At 63.9% G+C, this 17,301-nt stretch carries 19 protein-coding genes and 1 other RNA gene; 9 read left to right on the top strand and 11 right to left on the bottom strand.

The genetic code is table 11. The features are described from left to right. Positions 1-182 precede the first annotated feature (182 nt). Both M3P36_RS07760 and clpX read left to right on the top strand, forming a co-directional pair. Complete coding sequence (locus M3P36_RS07760) at positions 183-878, top strand: ATP-dependent Clp protease proteolytic subunit (protein WP_249702677.1); 696 nt, start codon at positions 183-185, stop codon at positions 876-878. A gap of 195 nt (positions 879-1,073) precedes the next feature. After that, positions 1,074-2,345 (top strand): ATP-dependent Clp protease ATP-binding subunit ClpX, encoded by a 1,272-nt coding sequence (gene clpX, locus M3P36_RS07755; RefSeq protein ID WP_249702676.1) that lies wholly within the window; start codon positions 1,074-1,076, stop codon positions 2,343-2,345. Between the two features lie 41 nt (positions 2,346-2,386). Here clpX and M3P36_RS07750 read toward each other — a convergent pair whose 3' ends face one another. The 5 genes from M3P36_RS07750 to M3P36_RS07730 form a co-directional block, all read right to left on the bottom strand. Then, a complete protein-coding gene (locus M3P36_RS07750) occupies positions 2,387-2,893 on the bottom strand; it encodes a hypothetical protein (protein ID WP_249702675.1) in 507 nt (168 codons plus the stop codon). Between the two features lie 83 nt (positions 2,894-2,976). Then, the gene (locus tag M3P36_RS07745) at positions 2,977-3,882 is read right to left on the bottom strand and encodes a cation diffusion facilitator family transporter (protein ID WP_249702674.1); all 906 of its coding nucleotides are present in this window, start codon (positions 3,880-3,882) and stop codon (positions 2,977-2,979) included. A 3-nt stretch (positions 3,883-3,885) separates the two neighbouring features. Then, a complete protein-coding gene (gene mtgA / locus M3P36_RS07740; protein WP_249702673.1) occupies positions 3,886-4,557 on the bottom strand; it encodes a monofunctional biosynthetic peptidoglycan transglycosylase in 672 nt (223 codons plus the stop codon). 84 nt (positions 4,558-4,641) lie between these two features. Further along, positions 4,642-5,523: an RNA polymerase sigma factor RpoH gene (gene rpoH / locus M3P36_RS07735; RefSeq protein WP_249702760.1), complete on the bottom strand. Its 882-nt coding sequence runs from the start codon at positions 5,521-5,523 to the stop codon at positions 4,642-4,644. Between the two features lie 164 nt (positions 5,524-5,687). Further along, a complete protein-coding gene (locus M3P36_RS07730) occupies positions 5,688-6,641 on the bottom strand; it encodes an RluA family pseudouridine synthase (protein WP_249702672.1) in 954 nt (317 codons plus the stop codon). A gap of 241 nt (positions 6,642-6,882) precedes the next feature. Here M3P36_RS07730 and M3P36_RS07725 point away from each other — a divergent pair, with 241 nt between their 5' ends. From M3P36_RS07725 to rnpB, 3 genes are all read left to right on the top strand, one after another. Further along, a complete protein-coding gene (locus M3P36_RS07725; protein ID WP_249702671.1) occupies positions 6,883-7,548 on the top strand; it encodes a histidine phosphotransferase family protein in 666 nt (221 codons plus the stop codon). 21 nt (positions 7,549-7,569) lie between these two features. Continuing rightward, entirely contained in the window at positions 7,570-8,277 is a 708-nt protein-coding gene (locus M3P36_RS07720; protein ID WP_249702670.1) for an N-acetylmuramoyl-L-alanine amidase, read from the top strand. 6 nt (positions 8,278-8,283) lie between these two features. Beyond that, positions 8,284-8,718, top strand: an RNA gene (gene rnpB, locus M3P36_RS07715) — RNase P RNA component class A. Positions 8,719-8,745: 27 nt separating this feature from the next. On the opposite strand, the gene M3P36_RS07710 is transcribed toward rnpB, so the two are convergent. Next, positions 8,746-9,549: a metallophosphoesterase family protein gene (locus tag M3P36_RS07710; protein WP_249702669.1), complete on the bottom strand. Its 804-nt coding sequence runs from the start codon at positions 9,547-9,549 to the stop codon at positions 8,746-8,748. Positions 9,550-9,843: 294 nt separating this feature from the next. On the opposite strand from M3P36_RS07710, the gene M3P36_RS07705 reads away from it, so the two are divergent. Continuing rightward, positions 9,844-10,566 carry a TorF family putative porin gene (locus tag M3P36_RS07705; RefSeq protein WP_249702668.1) on the top strand — a complete coding sequence of 241 codons (723 nt, stop codon included), beginning with the start codon at positions 9,844-9,846 and terminating at the stop codon, positions 10,564-10,566. Positions 10,567-10,634: 68 nt separating this feature from the next. Here M3P36_RS07705 and M3P36_RS07700 read toward each other — a convergent pair whose 3' ends face one another. After that, a complete protein-coding gene (locus M3P36_RS07700; protein ID WP_249702667.1) occupies positions 10,635-11,387 on the bottom strand; it encodes an SIMPL domain-containing protein in 753 nt (250 codons plus the stop codon). A gap of 121 nt (positions 11,388-11,508) precedes the next feature. Between M3P36_RS07700 and M3P36_RS07695 the strand changes: the two genes are divergently transcribed. The 3 genes from M3P36_RS07695 to M3P36_RS07685 all read left to right on the top strand — a co-directional run bounded on the left by M3P36_RS07695 (position 11,509) and on the right by M3P36_RS07685 (position 13,767). Further along, positions 11,509-11,928, top strand: a complete 420-nt coding sequence (locus M3P36_RS07695) for a VOC family protein (protein WP_249702666.1) — start codon at positions 11,509-11,511, stop codon at positions 11,926-11,928. A 43-nt stretch (positions 11,929-11,971) separates the two neighbouring features. Beyond that, positions 11,972-13,498 carry a ribosome biogenesis GTPase Der gene (der, locus tag M3P36_RS07690; RefSeq protein WP_249702665.1) on the top strand — a complete coding sequence of 509 codons (1,527 nt, stop codon included), beginning with the start codon at positions 11,972-11,974 and terminating at the stop codon, positions 13,496-13,498. A 62-nt stretch (positions 13,499-13,560) separates the two neighbouring features. Continuing rightward, complete coding sequence (locus M3P36_RS07685; protein WP_249702664.1) at positions 13,561-13,767, top strand: hypothetical protein; 207 nt, start codon at positions 13,561-13,563, stop codon at positions 13,765-13,767. Here M3P36_RS07685 and bfr read toward each other — a convergent pair whose 3' ends face one another. The 4 genes from bfr to M3P36_RS07665 all read right to left on the bottom strand — a co-directional run bounded on the left by bfr (position 13,768) and on the right by M3P36_RS07665 (position 17,099). Next, positions 13,768-14,259: a bacterioferritin gene (gene bfr / locus M3P36_RS07680; RefSeq protein WP_249702663.1), complete on the bottom strand. Its 492-nt coding sequence runs from the start codon at positions 14,257-14,259 to the stop codon at positions 13,768-13,770. A gap of 147 nt (positions 14,260-14,406) precedes the next feature. Further along, on the bottom strand, positions 14,407-14,598 hold the full coding sequence (locus M3P36_RS07675) for a (2Fe-2S)-binding protein (protein WP_249702759.1): 192 nt from the start codon (positions 14,596-14,598) through the stop codon (positions 14,407-14,409). Between the two features lie 76 nt (positions 14,599-14,674). Further along, positions 14,675-15,949, bottom strand: a complete 1,275-nt coding sequence (locus M3P36_RS07670) for a DUF418 domain-containing protein (protein ID WP_249702662.1) — start codon at positions 15,947-15,949, stop codon at positions 14,675-14,677. 34 nt (positions 15,950-15,983) lie between these two features. After that, positions 15,984-17,099, bottom strand: a complete 1,116-nt coding sequence (locus M3P36_RS07665) for an SPOR domain-containing protein (protein ID WP_249702661.1) — start codon at positions 17,097-17,099, stop codon at positions 15,984-15,986. Between the last annotated feature and the right edge of the window lie 202 nt (positions 17,100-17,301).

The raw sequence follows: 17,301 nt of genomic DNA, 5'->3' as shown, positions 1-17,301 counted from the left end.
GCTATCATTCTCCGATCCTGCTCCCACCCTTGCGCCCGCGCAATACCGTCCGAAATCCCGCCTGCGGACGGCCCGCGCATCCAGCTTGTCCCCAACCGGCATCCACAAGCGTGGTTAAGCCCCTTGAACATCACGCATACAGGCGCGACATAGGCCTTGCTTATTTTCACGAGAGGGCATCCATGTTCGACCTGTTCGGCGACAGCCGCGACCGTTTTTCCACCGATCCTGTCACCGGCATGCTGGTGCCCGTCGTCGTCGAATCGACCAGCCGCGGCGAACGCAGCTTCGATATCTTCAGCCGCCTGCTGCGCGAACGGATCATCTTCGTGTCCGGCCAGGTGGAAGACAACATGGCCTCGATCATCGTCGCCCAGTTGCTGTTCCTCGAAAGCGAGAACAGCCAGGACATCTCGATGTATATCAATTCGCCCGGCGGCGTGGTGACGGCCGGCATGGCGATCCACGACACCATGCAGTACATCAAGCCCAAGGTGCGGACCGTGTGCATCGGCCAGGCGGCATCGATGGGCAGCTTCCTGCTCGCCGCGGGTGAACCCGGCATGCGCGTGGCCCTGCCCAATGCGCGGATCATGATCCACCAGCCTTCGGGCGGCGCGCGCGGCATGGCCTCCGACATCGAGATCCAGGCCCGCGAAATCCTGCGCATCCGCGCCCGGATGAACGACCTTTACGTGAAGTACACCGGCAAGACGCTGGACGAGATCGAAAAGGCGATGGACCGCGATACCTTCCTTGAGGCTGACGAAGCCAAGGCTTTCGGCCTGGTCGATGCGGTCTTCGCGCACCGTCCCAAGACCGATGCCGAGGATGGCACCGGTAGCTCGGGCGAAGGCACCGGCGGCGCGCCGGAATAACGAAAAGGTCATGCCGGTCAGGTTATTGTCCGGACATGAACCTGTAGCATTTTGGCAACCCTGCTCCTTCACGCTGGATCAATGCAGGGCTATGTAGGATGCGCAAGATTGATATTGCCCGCGCCGGGCCTACACTGGCGCAGGCTGATAACGAGCTGATTCCTGTGCCGGCATTCCGGCGCTTCTGGGTAGATTATGACAAAGTTGAGCGGATCCGATAGCAAGAGCACCCTGTACTGCAGCTTCTGCGGCAAGTCGCAGCACGAGGTGCGCAAGCTGATTGCCGGCCCCACCGTGTTCATCTGCGATGAATGCGTGGAGCTGTGCAACGACATCATCCGCGAGGAAACCAAAGGCGGCATAGCGGGCAAGAAGGATGGCGAAATCGCCACTCCGCACGAAATCTGCGAGACGCTGAACGACTATGTCATTGGCCAGGAACGCGCCAAGCGTGTGCTGTCGGTCGCCGTGCACAACCACTACAAGCGGCTGAAATATTCGGGCAAGGCCAACGATGTCGAACTGGCCAAGTCCAACATCCTGCTGGTCGGCCCCACCGGCAGCGGCAAGACGCTGCTGGCCCAGACGCTGGCCCGCACTTTCGACGTGCCCTTCACCATGGCCGACGCCACCACGCTGACCGAAGCCGGTTACGTGGGCGAGGACGTGGAGAACATCATCCTTAAGCTGCTGCAGGCCAGCGACTACAACGTCGAGAAGGCGCAGCAGGGGATCGTCTATATCGACGAGATCGACAAGATCACCCGCAAGGCGGAAAATCCCTCCATCACCCGCGACGTATCGGGCGAAGGCGTGCAGCAGGCGCTGCTCAAGCTGATGGAAGGCACGACCGCCTCTGTCCCGCCGCAGGGCGGTCGCAAGCATCCGCAGCAGGAATTCCTGCAGGTGGACACGACCAACATCCTGTTCATCTGCGGCGGCGCCTTTGCCGGCCTCGAAAAGATCATCGGTGACCGGCTGCAGAAGCGCTCCATCGGTTTCGGCGCGAACATCTCCGATCCCAGCAAGGCGCGCGTGGGCGAGATGCTGCAGAAGTGCGAGCCGGAGGATCTGCTGAAGTTCGGCCTGATCCCCGAATTCGTCGGCCGCCTGCCGGTGATCGCCACGCTGCACGACCTCGACGTGGAAGCCCTGGTGACCATCCTCAAGGAACCGAAGAACGCGCTGGTGAAGCAGTATGCCCGCCTGTTCGAGCTGGAAGACGTGGTCCTCACCTTCACCGACGAAGCGCTGGAGGAGATCGCCAAGAAGGCCATCACCCGCAAGACCGGCGCGCGCGGCCTGCGTTCGATCGTGGAGGCCCTGCTGCTCGACACGATGTTCGACCTGCCGTCGATGGACGATATCAGCGAAGTCGTGGTCGATGCCGATGTGGTTGCGGGCCGCAAGGAACCGGTCCGCGTGATGGAAGGCAAGAAAGCCAAGCGCAAGGACGAGGCTGCCTGAGGCAGCCGCCGTCCCCGCCAGCCCTGCCTGTTAACTCGCCCTTACAGGAACGATAGCAGGAACTTCGCGCCATCGCGCAGGTCGAAGACCAGCGATATGCTCAATTGCGCGATCGCAAGGGTTATCCAGACACCGAAGCCTGTCTTCTTGTCGATCTGCGGCCATGCCCGGATCAGGAGATAGAGCGGGACGGCCCACAGCCAGTGGCTCAGGGCCGCAAAACCGACCGATACCTTGTCCACCGGCACGAACGGCAGCAGCGCGAACAGGAAGATGTGGCTGGCAATCGGCCCCAGGGCATAGATCTGCGCCTCTTTCCGCCACAGGACGAACAGCAGGCTGGCAAAGATGATATAGTCCTGGAAGGTCATCCACAGCACCACATGCGGCGGAAGGCTCGTCATGATCGCGCCCATGACCGAGGCGGACGTGGCCGGTCCTTCCAGCGGCGGCCGGTCGATCAGCGGCATTGCTGCCAGCATGATCATCAGTCCCAGCAGCACCAGACCGATAAGCAGGCCGAACTGCCAGGATCCCAGTTTCAGCATTCACATATCCCCACCCCTTTTCATCGCAGGATGCGCGAAAGGGGAGGAAAGTCAATTTCGCTGCGGGGAATCCTTCGCCTCGCTCAACTGCATCCCCCGCAACCCGCTCCATCAGTTTCGACCTGTACCGTCGCATGGCCGATGGCGTGATGGTGCTCCAGCTCTTCGGCGAGGTCGTGGAGAAACGTGTCGCCCGGATGGCCCTGCGGCATGACCAGATGCACCGACAGCGCAGTTTCGGTGGTGCTCATCGGCCAGATGTGGAGATCGTGCACCCCTGACACCCCCGGCAGGCCGCACAGGAACCTGCGTACCGCCGCCTCGTCCACGCTGTCGGGCACGGCGCCCAGCGCCATCCTTACGCTATCCCGCAAGAGCCCCCAGGTGCCGACCGCGATCACTGCCACGATCACCAGGCTGACAATGGGATCGATCAGCACCGCGCCGGTCAACAGGATCGCCACGCCTGCAAGCACCACACCGACCGAGACCAGCGCGTCTGCCGCCATGTGCAGGAAGGCGCCGCGGATGTTGATGTCGTGCTTGCGGCCGCGCATGAACATCAACGCGGTCACGGTGTTGATGACGATGCCGACGCTGGCCACCCAGACCATGGTCCAACCCTCGGGCTCCACCGGGTCGATCAGGCGGTTGATGGTCTCGTAGGTGATTGCGCCGATAGCCAGCAGCAGCATGGCATTGGCCAGCGCCGCCAGGATGGTCGAGCTTTTCAGCCCCCAGGTATAGCGCGCACTCGGCGGCTTCCTGGCCCAGATGCTGGCCGCCCAGGCGATGAGCAGGGCCAGCACGTCGCTGAGGTTGTGCCCCGCATCGGCAATCAGCGCCATCGAGCCGGACATGATCCCGAAGGTCGCCTCGACCACCACGAAGGCGGTGTTGAGCACCACGCCCACGGCAAAGGCGCGGCCGTGGTCCGCCGGGCCATGGTGGTGGTGGTGGTCGTGGTTATGCGAGTGCGCGCCGCCCATGCGTCAGTCGTAAACGCAGGCGTCGAGGCCGTCGCGCCGCACCACGCCGATCCGCGCCTCGATGGTATTGCCATAGCGGCGGGTGAAGCCCGAGGGATTCACCACCTCGCGCGTTTTCGGGCTGGGCAGCGCGGCAGCAATCCGGCTTGCCTCGTCCCGGCTCAGCCGCGCGGCGGACTTGTTGAAATAGCGCTGCGAACCGGCCTCCACCCCATAGGTGCCGATGCCGGTTTCCGCCACGTTGAGATAGACTTCCATGATCCGCCGCTTGGTCCACAAGGCCTCGATCAGGAAAGTGAACCAGGCCTCCAGCCCTTTCCTGAAAAAGCCCCCGCCCTGCCACAGGAATACGTTCTTGGCGGTCTGCTGGCTGATCGTGCTGGCCCCGCGTTCGCGCGTGCCGGCCATGCGCTCCTCGATCGCCTGCTCGATTGCTTCGGTATCGAAGCCGCTGTGCGAACAGAACTTGCTGTCCTCCGCCCCGATCACCGCGCTCACCATGTTGCGGTCGATCCGGCTCAACGGCTCCCAGTCGCGCGTCACCGCATTCTCGTCCATCAGCATGGTCATGGTATAGGTGACCGGCACAAAACGGAACAGCACGACCAGCACTAGGCTGAGCGCGATGAAAATGGCGATAGCCTTGGCGATCCAGAGAGCAATGCGGGCGACCATGAGGCGGCTGTAGCGAACGGCGCGCCAAAGCAAAAGGGCCGGACGTTACCGCCCGGCCCCCCTGGTGATTTCATTCCGCGAGACTTATGCCGCGACCGGCATCAGCCTCTCGCCCGCGATCCGCTGCATGGCCTTCTGCAGCTTTTCGAAGGCGCGCACCTCGATCTGGCGGATGCGTTCGCGGCTGACGTCGTAAACCTGGCTCAGCTCTTCCAGCGTCTGCGGGTTGTCGGTCAGGCGGCGTTCGGTGAGGATGTGCTTTTCACGGTCATTCAGGCTGCCCATGGCTTCAACCAGCATCTCGCGGCGCATGTCTGCTTCCTCAGCATCAGCCACGACCATGTCCTGCAAGGGGCGGTCGTCGGTCAGGAAATCCTGCCATTCGCCGCTGCCTTCCTCGCCCTGCCGCATGGTGACGTTGAGCGAGCCATCGCCGCCCATCATCATCCGGCGGTTCATGTTGACCACTTCCTGTTCCGGCACGCCCAGATCGGTGGCGATCTTGGTGACTTCGGCCGGAGTGAGGTCGGTGTCCTCATAGGCTTCCATCTGGCGCTTCATCCGGCGCAGGTTGAAGAACAGCTTCTTCTGCGCAGCGGTGGTGCCCATCTTGACGAGGCTCCACGAGCGCAGGATGAATTCCTGCATGCTCGCCTTGATCCACCACATAGCATAGGTGGCGAGGCGGAAGCCGCGTTCGGGCTCGAACTTCTTCACGCCCTGCATCAGGCCGACATTGCCTTCGGAAATGAGGTCGCTCACCGGCAGGCCGTAGCCGCGGTAGCCCATGGCAATCTTGGCCACGAGGCGCAGGTGGCTGGTCACCAATTGCGCGGCGGCATCGGAATCCTCATGCTCGCGGTAACGCACCGCCAGCATGTATTCCTGCTCGGCCGTCAGAACGGGGAATTTCTTGATCTCCGACAGGTAGCGGTTGAGGCTCTGCTCTCCGCTCAAGGCCGGCATCGTGGTAGGTCGCTTGGTAGTCACTGGTTCCTGAACCTTTCTTGCGTCAGCCGCACGTTGCAGGCCCCTGCTGGGCACCGTGCCGTTTGCAGCCACTTTTGTTGGTCAACCCATAAGGCGATTATTAGCCATATAGACGAACATTGGGTGAGATAGGACGCATTTCATCGATTGGAATAACCTGTTTGGTCGATCAGTTCCCGCATATCTGCCGGCATGGGGCTTTCGAAGCGGTGAACCGCGCCTGTCACCGGGTGGGTGAACCCCAGCACGGCGGCATGGAGAGCTTGCCGCTCGAAGCCCAGCTCCTTCAGGATCGGGCGCAATTGCGAAATGGTCTTGCCGTACACAGGGTCTCCCACTAGCGGATGACCGATTGACGCAAGGTGAACCCGCACCTGGTGGGTTCGCCCGGTTTCCAGCCGGCATTCGATCAGTGTGCAGTGGTCCAGCCGTTCCAGCGTGCGGTAATGGGTGACCGCGTGCTTCCCGCGGCTAGAATCGTCCGGCAGCACGGCCATCTTCTTGCGGTCATGGTCCGACCGGCCCAGCCGCGCACGGACAGTGCCCGCAGGCGGCATGGGAGCGCCGTTGCACACCGCCAGATAGGCCCGCTCCAGCGAATGATCGGCAAATTGCCGCGCCAGCCCCTCATGCGCCTTGTCGCTTTTCGCCACGACCAGCAGGCCCGACGTGTCCTTGTCGATCCGGTGGACGATCCCCGGCCGCGCCACGCCGCCGATGCCGGAAAGCTGGCCCGCACAGTGATGGAGCAGCGCGTTGACCAGGGTACCATCGGCATTGCCCGCCGCCGGGTGGACGACCATGCCCGCTGGCTTGTCCACCACGATCAGGTGCTCGTCCTCGAACACCACGGCAACGGGGATATCCTGTGGACGGGCCTGTGGATCATCCGGGGGCGGAATGTGGATGGCAAAGGCCGCGCCCGCCTGCGCCTTGGCCGAAGGGCTGGTGGCCGGCACGCCATCGATCGTCACCCGCCCTTCGGCAATCAAAGCCTTCACCCGCTCGCGCGACAGCTCGGTCACATCGGCCAGCGCCTTGTCGAGCCGGGCAGCGGCGGCGATAATGCCGGTGAGGAGGGTTGGTTGTGACATGGCATCGCGCAATAGCGGCATTTCATCGCAGCGCTAAGCGAAAGCCTTTCCTACAATGGCGGGCAGGGCTAAGGCCTTGATCCAACGGGATGGAGCCTGGCGAGCGCTTTCTCCGGGGGTGGTGTCACTTTGTCACCCTGCGGACACCGCACTGGAATCGCTGGTAAAATCCCTTCTGACAAAAGTGACACCCTGTCACTTCTGTCACCTTTGATATTCATGCTGGCATACGGAAACCTGAATGACATCCTCGCTCGATCTCGCCGCCCTGCTCTGTTCGCGCCTGTGCCATGACCTCTTGAGCCCGGTGGGTGCGATCAACAACGGGCTGGAGCTGCTCAGCGACGAGAAGGATCCGGAAATGCGCGACCGCTGTCTCGAACTGCTGGAGCAGAGCGCGCGGATTTCGGCAGACAAGCTGAAGTTCTTCCGCCTGGCCTTCGGTGCAGCCGGCGGCTTTGGCGAGATGGTGCCGACCGAAGAAGCGCGGCAATTGATCGGCGCGCTGGTGGCAAACAACGAGCGCCTGCAGCTCGACTGGGCCGTGACCGAACGCAGCCTGCCCAAGCCTGCGGTCAAGGTGCTGCTCAACCTTGCCGCCATCGGCCTCGATTCGCTGGTGCGCGGCGGAACGCTGGCGGTGGGTGCGGAAATGCGCGCCGGACCCAGTGGCAGGATCACCGAAATCGCCATCCGCGCCAGCGGCAACCGCGTGGCTTTCGATGCCACTATCGGCCAAGCGCTCGACGGCACGCTCGATCCGGCCGAACTGTCGGGGCGCACGGCTCCGGCCCACATGGTCCACCTGCTGGTGGCGCAGGAGGGCGGTACCCTGCAGGCCGCTCATGCGCCCGAAGCGCTGGTGCTGGGCGTGACCATGCCCGCGCCCGATGGCCTGATCGGCTGATCGCGGGGACGGGGCGCGGCGATGATCGATCCACTGGTCCACCGCGAGATCGCCTCGCCCAACTGGAACGAGCGGCAAGTGCCGGTCTCGATGGTAGTCCTGCACTATACCGAGATGAAGCCGGTGGATGAGGCGCTGGCCCGCATGTGCGATCCGGCGGCAGAGATTTCCGCCCATTACTGCATCACCGAAGAAGGCGAGGTGATCCGTCTGGTGCCTGAAGACAAGCGCGCCTGGCACGCCGGGCGGTCGCGCTGGCGGGGGATCAACGATGTGAATTCGGCCAGCGTGGGGATCGAGCTGGATCATCCCGGCCATGCGCTGGGCTATCGCCCCTTCGCCGAGGCGCAGATCGAGGCGCTGCTGCCGCTGCTCCACCGGATCGTGCGGCAGTATGACGTGCCGCGCGCCAACGTGGTCGGTCATTCGGACGTGGCCCCTGCCCGCAAGGTCGATCCGGGCGAGCTTTTTCCGTGGGAACGGCTGGCCGATGTGCGCCTGTGCCTGCCCTGCCCCCACAAGCTGACGCTGGGCGATCCGTTCGACAACCAGGGCGCCTTCCTGCTGGCGCTGGAGCGGTTCGGCTATGACATTACCGATCCGGTCAAGGCGATCGAAGCCTTCCAGCGCCGCTGGCGTCCGCGCACGATCGATGGCCTGCCGGATGGCGAATGCGGCGCGATCCTGTTCCAGTTGTTGTTGGACAGGGACCGGGGAATTGCTAGATAGCCCGCGCCAGGGGGCCGGGCAGCCGCGGTATTCTTTGCTTTGGGCAAAGATATCGAGGAAAGTCCGGGCTCCACGAAGCAAGGGTGGCGGGTAACGCCCGCCGGGCCGACCGAGCAATCGGAAGGTCAAGGGAAAGTGCCACAGAGAGTATACCGCCGATGGCCCCTAAAGGGCACAGGCAAGGGTGAAAGGGTGCGGCAAGAGCGCACCGGGGTTCTGGCAACAGCGCCCGCATGGCAAACCCCACCCGGAGCAAGACCAAATAGGGGTCTCGCGCCGGCCTTAAAAACCGGCAGGGGTGCTTCGCCCCGAGAGACCCGGGTTGGTTGCTAGAGCGCGCCCGGCAACGGGCCGCCCAGATGAATGGCTGCCGCCGCCGATACGGTCCCATCAGGGATACCGTCGGCGGTACAGAACCCGGCTTACAGGCCCCCTGGCATTTCAGGCCTGATGTTGAGCCGATGGCCCCTAGCCGATGGCACGCGGAGCGGCGCCGACCTTGCCCTCCACCGCGACCGCCTCGATATAGCGGCGGCGGGTGCCTTCGAGGACCAGGGCAGTCAGCCGGCCGCTGCCATAGGCCCCGGTATCGATGCCGATGCGGTTGCCGCGATCCTCGGGCTCCTCGCTGATGGTATGGCCATGGACAATCACCGGGCCATGCGCCTCTGCATGGGAGAGGAACGGTTCGCGGATCCACCTGAGGTCAGACCGGCGCTGTTCGGCCAGGGGCACTGCAGGATCGATCCCGGCATGGACGAACACATAGTCGCCGATCCGGATCATGTCCTCGAAAGTGGCCATGTAGTCCCGATCGGCCTGCGGCACATGGCTACGCATCGCCTCCTGGATCTCGGCCAGGTCTGTCGAGGCCAGGATACGGCGCGGGACACCGAAGCTAAGGATCGTCTGCTTGCCGCCGTGGCGCAGGAAATGACGCAGCATTTCGGCATTGTCGAAACTGTTGAGGAACATCTCCTCGTGATTGCCCGCCAGTATCCGCACCTTGCGCTGCTGCTGCCACTCGCGGGCCGCACGCAGCACACCGGCCGAATCGGGTCCGCGGTCCACCAGGTCGCCGAGCAGGATCACCGTGGTATCGGCCACCCCGCCGGCTTCATCGTCCTCTTCGATCGCGGCAACCATCACCTCGAACAGGTCGAGCCGGCCGTGCACGTCACCTATGGCATAGACCCGCTGGCCGGGCGGAACCGCGGGCAGGTCCTGCTCGGGCGTTCCGGGCGCAAAGAGGGAGCGGATAAATCGCAGCATGGTGTGAAATGCTAGGCCTTGTCCTCGCCAACCATGTCAATGGCCCAAAGCGAACTGGGGGTTTGTTGCCAGGCCCTTGTGGCGAAAATACCTGTCTGGCCTATGAATGTGGTGCGCAAAATCAACACATGGAGGCAGAATGCGGCCAGACGCGCAATAAACCTTGTGCGATGCAGCTCAAATAGGCACTTTCCTTTCGTGATTGCGAGAACTGGCCCACCAACAAGAGGCCGGACCGCACCACGCAGGTAGGGACGAGGCATCCAGTTCAACCAGCAATTGAGGAAATTGCCCATGCTTACGTCCGTCCGCAGCCTGATGGCTGCTACTCTTCTCGCCGGTTCCGTGTTCGTCGCTGCCCCTGCCGCAGCGCAGGACATCGAAATTTCCGGCAATGCTTCCATCGTCAGCCAGTACCGCTTCCGCGGTGTGGATCTGTCGGGTGGTGATCCCGCCATCCAGGGCGGCATCGACTTCGGCCTTCCTTCCGGCTTCTACGTCGGCACCTGGGGCTCCTCGCTTGACGAGAACACCGTAGGCTTCGGTCACACCGAACTGGACATCTACGGCGGCTGGTCGAGCGAAATCGCCCCCGGCGTGACCTTCGATGTCGGTGGCCTGTATTACCTGTTCCCGAATGCGGGCCCGGGTGATTTCGACTACTACGAACTCTACACCTCGCTCGGCTTCGAGTTCGGTCCGGCTGGCCTGGAAGTGGGCGTTGCCTACTCGCCGAAGCAGGATTCGCTCGGCGGCACCGACAACTTCTACATCTACACCGATGTGGGCGTTGGCATCCCGGATTCGCCGATCTCGATCAACGCTCACCTCGGCTACACCGACGGCTTCCTGACCTACACCGCCAATTCCAAGGCGTGGGATTACTCGATCGGTGTCGATGTGGCCCTGACCGAGAACCTGTCGGTCGGCGCGGCCTACATGGATGCCGAAGGCAACTCGGCTCCGTACAACTTCGTCGACGATGCCTTCGTGGTCACGCTCGGCGTCAGCTTCTGATCCTTCGATCGGTTGCACAGAATTGGGCCCGCTCCGGCAACGGGGCGGGCCTTTTCTTTTGCGCCGCTTCAGTCGAGATAGAAATCGACCGTGGTGACCACGCGGACCTTCTTGTATGGCGTATCGGCCACGCCCCACCCGCCGCCGTCGCCATCGCGGGCGTAGATCTCGAAGTAGCCCTGCGTGGCATGGCGGATACCGCCCACGCCCGCACCTGAATCCTCGGCGAACTGTTCGGCAGAAGCGCGCGCATCCTGCGTGGCCTCGGCGACCATCTCGGGCTTGATCGCGTTGAGGCCGGTGAAGGTATAGGCCATCCCCGAACCTTCCTCCAGCATCACCCCGCGCCGCACCAGGTCGAACTGCTGGCGCACGGCACGCTGGGCGCGCTCGATATCGGTGGTGCGCAGGGTCATCCGCTGGCGCAGGGTGAAGATCGGCACGCCATCCTGCATGTAGCTCGATACGTTCACGCCAATCGGCTGCAAGGCATCCTCAGGGAAGCCAAGTCCGGCGAAGAAGGCCTGGATGGAGGCGGTATCGCGGTCAACGCTCGCCTGGGCGCTGGCCATGTCCTGCGCGGTGGCGGAATAGGAAATGGTCCAGGTGGCCAGATCCGCCATCACCTCGCGCTCGGCCAGGCCGCGCACGGTGACGGAACGTTCCGCCATTTTCATCCGGGTCAGGCCATCACCCAACAGGTATCCGCCCGCGACCAGGCCGAACGCGAGGATGCCGGCGGAAGCGAGAACCAGCGGGCCGGGAGGACGGCGCCAGAAAGGGGTGGCGACATGATCATGATCTTCGCTAGAAAGGAACATTGGATGGTTCTCCCGACAGGGTGCTGGTGCCGACTGTGGCCTGCTGCACCCTTCGCGATGAACCGTGCCTGACCAGCGACGAACGGAGTTTCACCCTGTGAGTATTTCCTACCTTCATACCATGATCCGCACTGCGGACCTCGATGCCGCACTGGCGTTCTTCAAGCTGCTGGGGATTGAGGAAGTGCGCCGCAAGGAAAGTGAAAAGGGCCGATTCACCCTGGTCTTCCTCGCCGCGCCGGGGCAGGAAGACGTGGCCGAGGTGGAACTGACCTACAACTGGCCGCCGGAGGATGGCAGCGGGGGCGAGACCTACACCGGGGGGCGCAATTTCGGCCACCTCGCCTATGCGGTGGATGACATCTACGGCACCTGCCAGCGCCTGGCCGATGCCGGCGTCACCATCAACCGCCCGCCGCGGGATGGCCACATGGCTTTCCTCCGCACGCCCGACGGAATCTCGATCGAACTGCTGCAAAAGGGCGGCGCGAAGGAGCCTGCCGAGCCGTGGGCGAGCATGGAGAACACGGGTAGCTGGTAGGTTCCGCTTGCCAAAGCGGTAACCCAAGGCCACCTGCGCCCCTATGGTACAGCGCAAATATCCCCAGGTGGTCATCATCGGCCGCCCCAATGTCGGCAAGTCGACGCTGTTCAACCGGTTGGTCGGCAAGAAGGTCGCGCTGGTCGATGACCAGCCAGGCGTGACGCGCGACCGGCGTTTCGGCCTGGCGGGGCTGCTGGGGCTGGAGTTCGAAGCGGTCGATACCGCCGGCTGGGAGGACGAGGATCCCGAAAGCCTGCCGGGCCGCATGCGCGCGCAGACCGAGGTTTCGGTCAAGGGTGCTGACGCCGCGCTTTACGTCTTCGATTCCCGCGTGGGAATTACCCCGCTGGACGAGGAAGTGGCCCGCTGGCTGCGCGGCCAGGGCGTGCCGGTGATCGTGCTGGCCAACAAGGCCGAGGGCCGTGCGGGCGATACCGGTATCATCGAGGCCTATTCACTCGGCTTTGGCGAGCCGATCGGCATTTCGGCCGAACATGGCGAGGGCATGGCCGAGATCTATACCGCCCTCATGCCGCTGCTGTCCGACAAGGCCGAGCGGCTGGATATCGAGGCCGAAGCCGTCGCCGCCATTGCCGCCGATGAAGCGAAGGCTCGCGCGGCGCGCAACGAAGCCCGCGTCGAACGCGCAGCCGCGCGCGCCATTGCACTGGAAGGCGACGAAGAGTGGGACGACGACGAAGAAGAGGATGACGAGGAGGAGCACGATCCCAAGGCTCCGCTCAGCCTCGCCATCGTGGGGCGCCCGAACGCAGGCAAGTCCACGCTGATCAACAAATTGTTGGGCGAAGACCGCCTGCTGACCGGCCCTGAAGCCGGGATTACCCGCGATGCAATCTCGATCGAATGGCTGTGGAACGATCCCAAGTCCGGCGAAGCGCGCGAGATCCGGCTGGTCGATACCGCCGGCATGCGCAAGCGCGCCAAGGTGCAGGACAAGCTGGAAAAGCTGTCGGTCTTCGATGCCCGCCGCGCCATCGACTATGCCGAGGTTGTCGTGCTGCTGCTCGATGCCACACGCGGGCTTGAAGTGCAGGACCTGAAGATCGCCAATCTCGTGCTGGAAGAGGGTCGCGCGCTGATGATCGCGATCAACAAGTGGGATATCGCCGAAGACCCGAGCGGATTGTTCAATGGTGTTCGTGCTGCGCTGGACGAAGGGCTGGCCCAGTTGAAGGGCGTGCCGCTGCTGGCGGTGTCGGGCCTTACCGGCAAAGGTCTGGACCAGATGCTGAGCGCCGCGTTCGAAATCCGCGATGCCTGGAGCAAGCGCGTGCCGACTGCCGCGCTCAATCGCTGGTTCGACGATGCGCTGTCGGCCAATCCCCCGCCCGCGCCTGGCGGTCGGCGGATCAAGCTGCGCTATATCACCCAGTCGAACACCCGCCCGCCGCGGTTCGTGATCTTCGGCACCAGGCTGGATGCCCTGCCCACCAGCTACGAGCGCTATCTCGTCAACGGCATCCGTCGCGAGTTGGGATTCGGCGCGGTTCCGGTGCGGCTCACGCTGAAAAGCCCGAAAAATCCGTTCGACCGAAAAGGCGGATAACCTCCGTTCACACGCCTGCCGCAATGTCGTGCTTTAAGCAGGGCGGGTGAAGGAGCAGGGTGATGCCGCATTACCGTATCGAGTATTTAAGCCAAGGCCTCAATCCGGGTGAGCGGATGTCCATGCCGGTACCCGACCTGCGCACTGCGCTGATCGTGGCCGACATCAACCGCCCGACAGGCGACGTGGAACTGTGGGACGGCCAGCAGCAGATCGCCCGCCTGCACCGCGAGGACGGCGGCAGGTCGGGCTACTGGCAAATTGGCTGATCAGCCCTCGCCGCCATCTCCGGCAGCGCTGGAATTGAGCTGCACATAGTTCTGCAGGCCCATCAGGGCGATCATTTCGAACTGCTTCTCGATGAAATCGACGTGCTCTTCCTCGCTTTCGAGGATGTCCTCGAACAGCTCGCGGCTGGTATAGTCGCGCACGGTCTCGCAATAGGCGATGGCTTCCTTGAGCTGCGGCAGGGCTTCCATTTCCAGCGCCAGGTCGGCGCGGAGGATTTCCTCCACCGTCTCGCCCACCTTCAGCTTGTGCAGCGCCTGGAAGTTGGGCAGCCCTTCGAGGAACAGGATGCGGTCGGCCAGCCGGTCGGCGTGCTTCATCTCGTCGATCGATTCGTGGCGTTCATAGTCCGCCAGCTTCTTCACGCCCCAGTTGTCGAGCACGCGGTAGTGCAGCCAGTACTGGTTGATCGCCGTCAGCTCGTTGGTGAGGGCCTGGTTGAGATATTCGATGACCTTGGCGTCGCCCTTCATGGCGCAATTCTCCTGTTGATCCGGTTGGACCTACTAGGGGCGACAGGCGACCTTATGGCAAGCGAAACCGACCGGTGGAGAGGCAAAAAATGGCGGAAAACTGCGCTTTTGCGAATGCGTTTCAGGACAGCCGCCGAAACGGCAGGATCAGGCCGCGATGGTGACCGGGCGGGCCGCTTCGCGCTCTTCCTCGATCATCATATCAGCATCGTCGAGGCACTGGCCGCAGTTGGGCCGCTTGCCCAGCGCGGCATAGACGCTGCAGGCATCGCCGCCGGTCCGCCGCGCGGTTTCGCGCAGGTCGGTTTCACGGATGGCATTGCAGATGCAGACGAACATGGCGGGGCGACTCTCCGGCTTGTTCGCCACAGTTAATGCGAGTCGCTGTCAATAGCAAGTCTAATGCGAGCGATTATCATTCGCTCACCGGTTGCGCACTGCGCCGCAGGGGAAATCGCCGCCAGTAGGTCAGGCAGCGCCACAGCCATTCGAGCGGTCCTTGCCGGTATCGCGTCAGCCACAGGTGCGAGAACCGCAGCATCATCAGCCACCCCATGACCACCACCAGCAGCAGTTCCAACCGGTCCAGCTGGCCGAACTGTCCGCCCGCCCAGCCATGAAACACCAGGACCATCACCAGCGAGGTGCCGATGTAGTTGGAGAACGCCATGCGCCCCGCCTGCCCCAGCCGCTCGGTCAGCCAGATATCATGCGGACGCGCTGCCCAGTGCGCCAGCAGCCAGGCCCCACCCAGCAGCAGCGGCAGGTTGGCAAGGTTCGACAGGCCGAAGAAGGCCAGCTGGGTGACATAGGGAGGAAAGCCCAGCGACCAGACCCACAGCCCCGCTGCCAGGTTCAGCCCCAGCCCGACCACCACACCCGCCCAGGCCAGCGCCCGGTGCCGCACACCCTCTCGCGTCGGTGCATAGATGCCGCAACGATAGAGCCCCATGCCGACCAGCATCAGCGGAATGGTCTCGAACAGCGCGTAGTTGGCATAATTGGCGAGCAGGTGACTTTCCTCCGCCACACGATAGCGCAGGATCTCGCCATAGCTGCCACCTGCCATCAGCCTGCCCTGGTCCGCCGCTTCGGACACCTGGTCCTGCCAGAACGCCTGGTAATAGGTCAGCACATCCCCGCTGGCTGCCTGGCTCCCCAATTCGACCAGCGCGGGAGTAAGATAGGCCATGGATTGCAGCGCCCCTCCCACCAGCGCCCAGATCACGCCCAGCGCCAGCAGGCGCTCAGCCTCCATCCGCAGGAACAGCAGCGCCACCAACCCGCCACAGGCATAGCTGAACAGGATATCGCCCCGGAACAGCAGGAAGAAGTGGGTCATGCCGAACAGCGCCAGCCAGCCAAGCCGCCGCACTTGCAGGATCACCGCCCGCTCGGCACCGCCCGCCCGTTCGAAGAACATCACGAGGCCAGCGCCGAACAGCAGGGTGAAAAGGCCGCGGAACTTGCCGTCCACCACAACGAACTGCGCCAGCCACACCATGCGGTCAGCCTCTGTCCCGCCATCTGGCAAGGCTGGTGGCCAGTAGTAGGCCACATCGACATGGGCAAAGCCGGTGATATTGGCGAGCAGGATGCCCAGCACAGCGATCCCGCGCATCAGGTCGAGCGAACCCAGCCGCTCCCCGCCGGTGACCGGTGCAACTGGCTTGTGGGGTTCGGGGTCCATGCGCGCCTCTCCGTAAGCGGGAGGCTTTAGCGGCTCAGTTGCGCGTCACAAGGCAATCCTGCCCACTGCGCTGCAGGCTGGAACAGGCGCTCTGTGCCTCGGACTGGCTAGCATAGCCGCCCACCTGGAGTCTGACCACGCGGCCTGTTGGCACCAGCAGCCGCTCGCGCCCGGCGATTTCAGAGCGGCTGGAAAGCCGGGCCCACAACTGTTCTGCATTGCTGCGCACCGAAAAAGCGCCGAGCTGAACGCGCCAAGGACCGCCGGTGCTGGCGCGCGCCACGGTGGCTGCCGGGGCGGGATTGCGCGCCGGAGCTGGAGTTGGTGCTGGCGCTTGTGCGCGCGGTTCGGCGTAGGCCACGCCAGCGCGGGCCGGATCATCGGTACCCGTGGCGCGGCTCGCTTCCTCGATGGCCGCGCGTGCAGCCGCGACGGACGGGGACACAGCGACAGTGGCGATCGGCTGCGGAACCCGCGATTGCGGCGCGGCAGCGACATGGGCCGGGGCGCCCGCCTCAGCCCCCAGATCGGCGGCGGCAAATTCTGCCGAACGGATCGAGTCTGCCTCTGCCCGCATCGTTTCGGCGAGGCCTGCGGCCTGCTGGCGGTCGGCCAGTTCGATAAAGCCGTCCATCTGCGATATCGCGGGTGCGGCCTGCGGCAGGCCGGCCGAATTGGCGAGCGTGAGCAGGGCATAGGCGCGCACCCAGTCACGTTCCACCAGATCGCCGTTGAAATGGGCGATGCCGAGCAGGTATTGTGATCGCGGATCCCCGCGCCGGGCGGCGTCTTCGACGAATGGCAGCGCTTCCTCGCGGCGGCCGGCCTGGAACAGCATCAGGCCATAGGTATCGGCCGCCTGGACATGGCCGCTTTGCGCAGCCCGGAAATAGAGTTGCTCGGCGCGGACCTCGTCCTGTGCCACTCCGCGACCAAGGCGATAGGCCTGGGCAAGGTTGAACATGGCATCGGCATCACCGGCAGCGGCCGGGCCTTCCCATTGGGCTACGGCGGCGGCGTAATCGCCCCGGCTCCAGGCATCGACGCCTGTGCGCACGTCGGCGGCGGCCGGAACGGACAGGGCCGCCATGCCCAACGCCAGCGCACCCAACAGCCCCCTGGCCAGCCCTGCACTTTCAAACCGCTTCATATGCCTGCCCTTTCGCCTCGCATGGCAATCACTGGAACTTCCCATAGTAAACGAGCCGTTAGCAAAAGATTTATGGCCCCTGGCGCAAATGACGCCCCGCGGGTGGCAAAGCGGCATCGCCCGAAGCCACCCGCCGCAGCAATCTGCAATTGGTTTGGCTGCCTTAACCCAAAATAAAGGGTGATCTGCGAACTGCTGTTTG

This window comes from Altererythrobacter sp. KTW20L (assembly GCF_023501975.1).
Classification (GTDB): domain Bacteria; phylum Pseudomonadota; class Alphaproteobacteria; order Sphingomonadales; family Sphingomonadaceae; genus Alteraurantiacibacter.
Note: the sequence above shows the minus strand (reverse complement) of the source record. Positions and strands in the feature narration are given on the sequence as shown.